Genomic DNA, 8624 nt, shown 5'->3' with positions numbered 1-8624 from the left:
CCTGACATTCGCCACCAACAATTGATACTCTTGCTTTCTGCTTGTCAATTTGGTCTGTGGCAAAGGTAATCCAGTTTTTTAGTTCTTTCATGCCGTCAAATTTACGGCTGAACTTGCACAACCATCTGGTGACATCATCCTTTGGATCACTACCAATGACAATTGCCGGACTTTGAGATTTTGCAGCAATTTTATTGATAATCACTCCAGCCAGGGTGGACTTGCCGGATTGTGTACCACCAGAAATGTAGAAATGGTGATTACTGCGAAGCGTCATATTTTGATTAGATGCAGCATTACACAGTTCATCAATCCAGCCACCATCAATTCTGATGTATGAGGGATAATTAGCTGCGATCGCTTGCAGAATTTTCATCGCACCCGGATTAATCACCGACTGCACCGACTCTTCATCAATGTCAGCAATATTGGGATTGGGAATACCAGTCGGTGAGGGTGATCGTTGTGCTGGTGGTTCAGGAAGAGTCACCAGACCTTGCAACTGATATTCAGCAATCCACCGGGGGCGCTCACTAACGGGCAGGCGATTCACGTAATCAGCAACTCTGCGTTTGGCATCAATCGCTGTAGTCACATAATTGTATGCTGCCTGACCCTGTAAATGCTGTTTAAGTGCTTTGAGGTCAGCTTCTAGTAAAGACTGGTATACCTTCTGTTTGCCTTCGCTGATTTGGGCAGATACCCCAAATAAGCCAGCACTGACTGTTCCAGCACCAAGTAGCATCCCGGTTGTTATTCGATCAGTGTTTAAGAAAAAAGGAGCAGACAGACATAACACTGCACTCGCTCCTAAACTACACAAGATAGTCCGCTCTGCGTGAATCACACTACTGGCGGTTAGTCGTTCTAATTCAAATGGCATAAACTTATCTGACCCCCAACGCAACACCAGCTGCAACTAAAGTCAAGAAGACAAACAGGAATATCACCCCAGGCATCAACCCAATGGTGAAAGTTTTGCGGTTGAAGCCGAATCCTTTAACAACTAAGCCAGCAAAGTTAAATAACCCAACTGCCAAGCCGCAAATACAAATCATACTGATGATCCACACTAAGAATTGACTGACTGGGCTGGCAACTGATAGAAAACCCATCAACATTGATAAGCCCACTCCACAAACTGCATATCCAACGAAAGATAGTTTTATCTGCATATATAGCCAGCTCCCGTTAACAATTTTGGGGAGGCACAAGCACAACAATGCTGTCCCTAATCTCAGTCCGGGAGAAGTATAAATTATCTCCTTTGGTGTTTCGACAAATATATGCCTCTTTGTCCGGGGGTTCCGGTTGACAGTTTTCTTCTACCGTGTAAGTATCACTACAAAATCTAAAAGTTTTTCTTAGCATCTCTCAAAACCTGAAACTATCTCCTACTTCATCAAATGCTTTTTCGTATCCTCCAAGTTGACGCTGCTGTTCCTGGGAACCAAAGGCATGACGGATCACTGCTTCCCCATGTAACGCCCTGGTTCGCTGCAAATCTTCCTCAACCTTCATGCCTTCTTGAGAATATGTCAGTTGATTCTTATACATTTCAGCCAAGGATTGTAACTGCTTAAGGCGGTGGCGAGAGAACTTGGTGTGTAACCACTTCTGGGCTTTTAAAGTGCCAGCGACTTCTGCCTCATCCAAAACCTGTTGTGCAGTGGTGTAAGCTGGCAATGTGTAGCGCTCACGGATTGATGAAGGTAAATCCCCCTCAATTTGGGTAGCATCCCCAACTCTTAAATCCGTTGATACTACTCCATCACCTTTACCACCAAATAAACCGGGAAGCCACTTTCCTAACATTCCTTTCTCCCCTTTAACTACTTAAAATTGGTATCAGTCTGTTGGACTTGTTGAACTTGTGAGCCGATATATCGGGTTATGCCATATATCCCCATGAACGAAAACATCAGAACTGTTATTGCTGCGATCGCAGTTTGAGCCATCATCCCTCGTTGCATCAGTTCCTCAATCTGCCTATTCGATTGCGATCGCACTCTCGACTCATCAATAAGTTGCTGGACGACTAGGAATTCTTCTGTTGTCAGGTTTTCTAGTGTTAAGCCGGACAGATTCAACTCGCCGTCCTTCTTCAGGTGGATATTTAATTGTTTGTGACGAGTCTGCTCTTGTTGCTCCATATATTGCCACGCCCAAAACGAGAGTTAATAGCAGCAGATTTAGCACTGCTGCTAATCCAATGAATTTATTCGGCTGCATTTGTTGGGCTAAGGCCGAAAATACCCGCAACGAGTTCGTCACCGATTGCACGAAAGGAGTCTACATCAGCTTCCTCCTCCATCGCCTTAGAGACAAACTTACTCACCACGTCCTTGGGGGCATTGCGAATCGTCGATAACAACTGGTCGGCTTTATCAGTTGTGTAAGCATCAATCCCGACGTTGAGAACATCCTCCAAGGATTGAATTTCAAGGTTAGAAACCTGAGATGCATGAGCGATCGCTCCTTGCAATGGAGGGGTGGATTTACGGCGGGGTGAGTTTTTACCTAATTTACCGTTGCCATTTTTGGACTTGCCATTAGCAGTGGTCAGGGCAGTTGATTTCTTGACTTGTACAACTTGAATTGCCACTTCTTGAGCTTCGGCATCATTCAAATTATCAACATCCATGCCAATAGCTGATGCAGCAGACACAATATCGCCCTCATCGAACTCGATACCTTGAGCCAGCAAAATTTCTTTGACTTTTCGCATAATTTAGCTTCTTATGTGCTACTACACCACTAATATAATATATATTATCTAAGTAGCATATAAGAAACCAACAATATTTTTAAATTTGTCGGTTTCTTGTCCCATAAGCAATATCAGTTGATAATTTGGGTGATTAAGTATGGATGCAACAATGCCTAGAACGAAAGCACAGGGAATGACCCGGATTGAACTCTACGTGCCAACAGCACTATTTGAAGAGGCTGAGGAATTAGCCGACTTTGAAGGTTGGAAATTGTCAGAATTGCACCGTGTATTTTGGGAAAACGGTTTTGGCGCTTACGTGGAGCGCAGTAACAAGAGAATGATTAACAAACGTCTTCGTGGAAAACTGGAGGACAACACTGAGCCTGTAGAAGATTAAGCTGGAGCGCCCAGGTTTCCCTGGGCATTAAATTATTGGAGGAGATATGTATCAAGATATGTACAACCTTGCTTGGGTAAAAACAGCTTGTGAACACGTCTTAGGTAAAAGCATTAGTATTAGAGCTTGGCGAAAATGGTTAAGGATATGTGGTGTACAGCAGTACGCACGACAGGTGAGATTAAAAGAATGCTGCTATTTGCTAGGGCTTGCATATCTCAAACGTCAAAACCTTTTCAAAAAGTATTCTTTGTCAGATGTTTCATTGTTACTTAAAAAAGACCAAGAGCGGTTTACCCAATTTGGTATCGATTTAGAAGAAGCAGATTTTCCGTTATCTGGGCGAGAACTTCCGAATTATATCTACGACAGAACAAAGCGTAAAATCAGCTTGCGAACTGTGTATCGTTGGGCTGAGAAACACAGTATTCCCTTCTCTGTATCGAGAATTATTCCCCCACAAGAACTAATTAGATGGCTGGAATTAGGAAATGCTTTGTGAAGAAGAATTCAGAATTCAGAATTCAGAATTCAAAACCAGGAATTAGGAGGCTTTCTACCAAACTCTAAAAAGCACCACTTTTTTGGTCGAAATACCGATTCTTGTTTTCTGATTTCTGACTCCTGACTCCTGAATTCTAATTTCTAGCCCCTCTTTTTTTTTGCACTGCTCTGTCACAAAGCGGTACAGAATTCCGGCAGGTGTGCCGTGACATCCAAAACCCCTGCTGTGTATAGATGTCACAAAAAGCGGCACGATGTTAGCAACGCCCAGAACCCTTGTGTTTCCGTTAATGTCACAAAAAGCGGCACAGTTGCTCTGTGACATAAGCGTGCAGAGACGCTACTCAAAGCCATACAGAATGGGTGTCACGCGAAAAGCGGCCCACTTGACGAAAAAAAATAGGGATGAAAAAAAGCCCTGTTTTTGGGGCTTTTTTATAAAGTGGGATCGAAAGCGAATCGCAAAATCACGTCGATGATTATGCAAACAAGTGTTTACTGTTTAACCTAGCCTTTCTTCTAGGTTTTCAATATTTAGACTTTGTGGGACGATTAACCCAGTATTTAAACTCAGCTTAAACATCTTGTTCTGAAATGTGATCTAAATTCATCACAGGAGTGGTTAATCATGGCGCAGGACGAACTAAAGAACAAAGTAGCTTTGATTACTGGTGCAAATAAAGGTCTGGGGCTGGAAATGAGTCGTCAACTTGGACAACATGGATTGACAATTCTGATAGCGGCCCGAAACTTAGATACAGCTAAAACAGCAGCAAGTAACTTAGAGAATGAAGGAATAATAGCTCACCCAATTGCCCTGGATGTCACTGATAGTACTCAAATTGAATCTGCTGTTCAACAAATTAGTAACTCTTTTGGGAAACTTGATGTCTTGATCAATAACGCGGGTGTGTTTTTAGATGGTGATTGGTTAACTAGTAATGCTAGTTCTATTTCTATAGACATTATTCGACAGACATTTAACACCAACTTTTTTGGCTTAGTGGAATTAACTCAACGAGTATTGCCCTTAATATTGAATAGCCCTAGCGGTCGAATTGTAAATATGTCGAGTATTGAAGCCTCGTTAGCACTTCATGCTGACCCCAATTCATTCATCTATAATTCCAAACCATTTGCTTACAATGCTTCTAAGGCAGCAGTGAACTCATTTACCATTCATTTAGCTCATGAGTTACGCAATACTCCGGTGAAAATTAATAGCGCTCATCCGGGTTGGGTAAAAACAGAATTAGGTGGTGAAGGTGCAATGATGGACATCGCATCAGGTGCGAAAACTGGTGTTGAATTAGCGATATTGCCCAATGATGGCCCCAGTGGTGGGTTTTTCCATCTTGGTGAACCAGTAGCTTGGTAACTTATACGATGATTTGAAGCAGTGGCATAAGTTATTAGTCATTACGCAAATTTCTCACGATTTTCGTACACTCAATACTATTGACTATTGACCAAGACGGTAAATGGCGATTTATCCCATACATTAAAGGAATGGGATAAATCGCCGTATTTTGTAAAAAGTTGAGCATTATTCTTCTAACTCGGATTTTTTCATTTTTGGTGGAAAGTTGGCTCTACACTACTCAAGTCATCTATTATTAGAGGCACTTCTCAGTATGTGGGCATCGACTTAAGCATTGGATATTGTCTCCAACTGTTGCTTGAGAATTACAACTTCGATTTGATACGCTTCAATTTCAGTTTGAAGTTCAGCGCGTAATTCGCTTGGTGTAAGCGGGGAAATTTTTTGCTCTTCAAGATGAGACACTTCTGAAATATCGTTTTTATTTAGCACAGCATAACGCCAAGATTCGTTACATAAGCCAGTCAGTAGATTATTAGGTGGATAATACTGAATCCCAACAATCATCCCCTGCTTGGTTCTTTGCCCTAACGAGTATTTTGGTGATGTCCAATGATTGGGAATAGTCACAACTTTTGAAGTTTCCATACGATTTCAATTATCTTTGTTTTGACTGTGTTTGTACTACTGGCTGCTGCCTTTTCTCCACCAAAACCTGACCGATAGCTCCCCCAGTACCCAGCCCTAACATGACTGTAGTAATCGTGTACATTGCATATCTGCCAAAAATTTGTACTCCTAAATACCCGATAGATATGGCCGCTAATGTGCCCGTGAGACTTACAGTAATTACTTGTACTTGATTCCGCTTCATAATTAAAATGCCTTTCCTTGATAGAGGTTATGATTTAAATGATTCTGATGTTACGCAAACGCGCTACCCCGGAGCAACTAGAACTTTTGCTGCAACAGCACAAGTTTTACATCAAAACCGCAGTCGATATCGAACGTCGGGTGCTGGTTGGTGGTGGTGATTTGCACTATGACTGCGAACAGGCTCTTTTGAGTGATGGTAGTCGGCAAGAAAATATCTGGGCAGCCAGTTTTATGCCTTTGACTGGGAAAATGATTTTTGAATCGATTGTCAATCTCCGCCCCCGGCAAAATAAGTCGATGGAGATATTGGACTCTAATATTAGAGAAAGGGTAGCTCAACTGATTAACGAATTCCTGGGAAATTTATGATCGAATTAACACCGAGACAACAAATTTTTATACAAGATGATGTGACTACCCGTTTACATCATCTAGCTGCACACCTTGAGCAAATTCAGTCTTTGTGGACTCAAGACTCGTCGCAGGAATTGATACTGCCTTTGGTAAAAGAAAGTCGGTACTTTCTTGAGTGGACTGTACCCGACATGGTAAAAGCAGACGACATTGACCGAGCCTGTGAGTTAGTTGACTTAGGCCGGATATTAACTCGGTGGCTATTCCACTGGGACAATATTTGGTCGGATGCCGAACAAAAGCAATCTGCTTCTCTTGAAACTTCATATTGGTTACGTCGGGTTTTGGAAATATCACGTACTGAACCGGAATCACTAAGTGCCTGACTCTAGGAATTCTTTCTCTGTTTGACTAGCACCGAACGCAAGTACTTCCGACAAGCTGCTTCTCCCCGATATATGAGAATCCGCAGCGCCTGAATCTCCTGTATTGGAGAAACACAGATTTCGGCAATGGCACTAATCAAATTCTGTTGTGAACGCACGTAATCTTGATGCTGCTGCTCTAACACAGCAATCTTGGAGTTTAGCTGTTGTATCTGCCGTAATGCTTGAGTTAAGGAAGATTCTTTTCTTCGAGAGCGATTATCTAGGGTTAATGTCATTTTCTTGCTCCTCTAAATTTAGATTTTTTCTATTTGCTGTTGAGTTGCCTGTTGTACATCATCAATTGCATCTACTATTTCTCCCAAAATATTGAAAGCATCGTTTAGCACAACATCGTTGGAGGTAGAAAAGTACTCAGACGATTGAAGCCTGCGATAATCCTTACTACTCGCCACAAGCTGCAATGTATGTTGACAGCCTTGTAAGATCAGGGCGAACGCATCTTAATTACTAATAAAAACTAAGAAAGATTTCAAAATGACATAGATAATTGTAAAAATACCTGGAATGATAAGGAAAGTAAATCAAATCTTCTCTGAAATGGTTAATTATATTATCTTTGTCTGGATGACTATTATTTAATACTAAAATGATTCAATTATGAGGTATATAAAAGTATATTTATCTCAAGAAAAAACCAAATTTTCGTGTCAAACATTTAACTCAAGTTTTGATGTACTTTTTTAAGCTAACGTTAAAACTCTTAGTAAATAGTTGTTATCCATAGCTGCGAGGAACTGTTTATTTTTGATTCCTCGTTTGACTCGCTTCTCTTTACCTAAAAGATTGACCGCAATTTGCCTTATAATTGCAAAATTTTCTGGTGCATTATCTTTCCTGATTCGACAATCATCTTCATTTAAAGCAACATCTAATACCCAATGCAATGAATTTTCAATCCCCCAATGACTACGAATAGCATTAGCAAACTCTTCAGCATTTTTGACAAGACTACTAATGAAATAACGAGTTTCGGCTGTCGTTTTACCGTTCAATAAGCGGATGGACTCTACCATCCCAACACTGCTAAACTTTGACCACACTGAATCTGGATCGAGTTGTGACCCAATTCCATTTAGCATTACGTAGTTGCGGATTTCATGACGACCATGCCCTGTTTCTTCAGTTTTATATGTACTATGTTGAATTCCTTCAAAACCCGTATTTATCCCTGTTCTAAATAGTTTTTCAACCTCCTCATAAAGATTACTTTGGTTCTTTTTTAATGTTATTACATAATCTGCTGATTGCTGTGTAATTAACTTCACAATCTCTTTCTGACAACCGATTGCATCAATGGTCACGATACATCCAGATAGGTCTAATACCTTTAATAATTCTGGAATTGCCGTGATTTCATTCGATTCCGGGTCTACTTTTACTTGTCCTAAAACTAATTTATTTGTAGTTGCCCAAGCACTGACCATCTGTATTGCACAAGAGTCAGTATTTTTATCATAAGAACCACGTAATGTTTTGCCATCAATCGCAACAACCTCGCCATCAGTTATTTTGTGTACTGATTTCATCCAATTTAAAAAACATTCTTGAAATTGCTGCGGATTTAGTTGTGCAAATACTCTAGCAAAAGTATCATGTGATGGTATTCCATTTGGTAACTCCAAAAACGTTTTCAACCACTCATACTTCGTGCAGCCATATAATTCAATTGCTACCCAACTGTCCGCCCCACATATCACCGCACAGATCGCAATAGTCAAAATATCTATCAACTTGTGTCGCTTCGTGCGATCTATTCGTGGGTCTGACATTTGTGCAAAGTGGTCAGCAATGCTGATTTTGGGCTTGAGTTTCACGCCTTCCTTGGGCTTTGTTCTACTTTTATTATGACTTTACCATCAAAGCTTGATTGCTTACCCACATGTCATCCGCGATCGCTGCCTTTATCCTTTTTATAGTATATAAGTACTATATTTAGATGCGTTTGCCCTGATATTTTTATGCGATCGCACTCGCTAGCTTTTTAACAGTGAACAAGTTATCAGTAGTCTA

General features: G+C 40.9%; 14 protein-coding genes and 1 pseudogene. 5 read left to right on the top strand and 10 right to left on the bottom strand.

Annotation, left to right across the window (positions count from 1 at the left end; all coding sequences use genetic code 11):
- The 5 genes and pseudogenes from ACWATR_RS37965 to ACWATR_RS37945 all read right to left on the bottom strand — a co-directional run.
- Window positions 1-883, bottom strand: a pseudogene (locus ACWATR_RS37965) (hypothetical protein); the annotation flags it as partial.
- Between the two features lie 4 nt (window positions 884-887).
- Window positions 888-1175, bottom strand: a complete 288-nt coding sequence (locus ACWATR_RS37960) for a hypothetical protein (protein ID WP_460344913.1) — start codon at window positions 1173-1175, stop codon at window positions 888-890.
- Between the two features lie 199 nt (window positions 1176-1374).
- Window positions 1375-1815 (bottom strand): hypothetical protein, encoded by a 441-nt coding sequence (locus tag ACWATR_RS37955; RefSeq protein ID WP_460344910.1) that lies wholly within the window; start codon window positions 1813-1815, stop codon window positions 1375-1377.
- A 17-nt stretch (window positions 1816-1832) separates the two neighbouring features.
- Window positions 1833-2153: a hypothetical protein gene (locus ACWATR_RS37950; protein ID WP_460344907.1), complete on the bottom strand. Its 321-nt coding sequence runs from the start codon at window positions 2151-2153 to the stop codon at window positions 1833-1835.
- Window positions 2154-2218: 65 nt separating this feature from the next.
- Window positions 2219-2728: a hypothetical protein gene (locus ACWATR_RS37945; protein WP_460344905.1), complete on the bottom strand. Its 510-nt coding sequence runs from the start codon at window positions 2726-2728 to the stop codon at window positions 2219-2221.
- Window positions 2729-2879: 151 nt separating this feature from the next.
- Between ACWATR_RS37945 and ACWATR_RS37940 the strand changes: the two genes are divergently transcribed.
- From ACWATR_RS37940 to ACWATR_RS37930, 3 genes are all read left to right on the top strand, one after another.
- On the top strand, window positions 2880-3110 hold the full coding sequence (locus ACWATR_RS37940; RefSeq protein WP_460344902.1) for a hypothetical protein: 231 nt from the start codon (window positions 2880-2882) through the stop codon (window positions 3108-3110).
- Between the two features lie 46 nt (window positions 3111-3156).
- A complete protein-coding gene (locus ACWATR_RS37935; protein ID WP_460344899.1) occupies window positions 3157-3612 on the top strand; it encodes a DNA-binding protein in 456 nt (151 codons plus the stop codon).
- Window positions 3613-4242: 630 nt separating this feature from the next.
- Window positions 4243-4992, top strand: a complete 750-nt coding sequence (locus ACWATR_RS37930; RefSeq protein ID WP_460344896.1) for an SDR family oxidoreductase — start codon at window positions 4243-4245, stop codon at window positions 4990-4992.
- Between the two features lie 270 nt (window positions 4993-5262).
- On the opposite strand, the gene ACWATR_RS37925 is transcribed toward ACWATR_RS37930, so the two are convergent.
- Together ACWATR_RS37925 and ACWATR_RS37920 are read right to left on the bottom strand one after the other, a co-directional pair.
- Window positions 5263-5583: a hypothetical protein gene (locus ACWATR_RS37925; RefSeq protein ID WP_460344893.1), complete on the bottom strand. Its 321-nt coding sequence runs from the start codon at window positions 5581-5583 to the stop codon at window positions 5263-5265.
- A gap of 10 nt (window positions 5584-5593) precedes the next feature.
- Window positions 5594-5809 (bottom strand): hypothetical protein, encoded by a 216-nt coding sequence (locus ACWATR_RS37920; protein WP_460344890.1) that lies wholly within the window; start codon window positions 5807-5809, stop codon window positions 5594-5596.
- A gap of 38 nt (window positions 5810-5847) precedes the next feature.
- Between ACWATR_RS37920 and ACWATR_RS37915 the strand changes: the two genes are divergently transcribed.
- Both ACWATR_RS37915 and ACWATR_RS37910 read left to right on the top strand, forming a co-directional pair.
- A complete protein-coding gene (locus ACWATR_RS37915; RefSeq protein ID WP_460344887.1) occupies window positions 5848-6180 on the top strand; it encodes a DUF5674 family protein in 333 nt (110 codons plus the stop codon).
- Window positions 6177-6551 carry a hypothetical protein gene (locus ACWATR_RS37910; RefSeq protein ID WP_460344884.1) on the top strand — a complete coding sequence of 125 codons (375 nt, stop codon included), beginning with the start codon at window positions 6177-6179 and terminating at the stop codon, window positions 6549-6551. The genes ACWATR_RS37915 and ACWATR_RS37910 overlap by 4 nt, the downstream gene beginning before the upstream one ends.
- Before the next feature lie 2 nt (window positions 6552-6553).
- On the opposite strand, the gene ACWATR_RS37905 is transcribed toward ACWATR_RS37910, so the two are convergent.
- The 3 genes from ACWATR_RS37905 to ACWATR_RS37895 form a co-directional block, all read right to left on the bottom strand.
- Window positions 6554-6829 (bottom strand): hypothetical protein, encoded by a 276-nt coding sequence (locus tag ACWATR_RS37905; RefSeq protein ID WP_460344881.1) that lies wholly within the window; start codon window positions 6827-6829, stop codon window positions 6554-6556.
- Between the two features lie 18 nt (window positions 6830-6847).
- Window positions 6848-7006, bottom strand: coding sequence for a hypothetical protein (locus tag ACWATR_RS37900; RefSeq protein ID WP_460344878.1), 159 nt, complete (start codon window positions 7004-7006; stop codon window positions 6848-6850).
- Between the two features lie 288 nt (window positions 7007-7294).
- On the bottom strand, window positions 7295-8428 hold the full coding sequence (locus tag ACWATR_RS37895; protein ID WP_460344875.1) for an ISAs1 family transposase: 1134 nt from the start codon (window positions 8426-8428) through the stop codon (window positions 7295-7297).
- Window positions 8429-8624 lie beyond the last annotated feature (196 nt).

Source organism: Nostoc sp. UIC 10890 (genome assembly GCF_054786515.1).
This window is presented reverse-complemented; position numbering and strand designations above follow the sequence as displayed.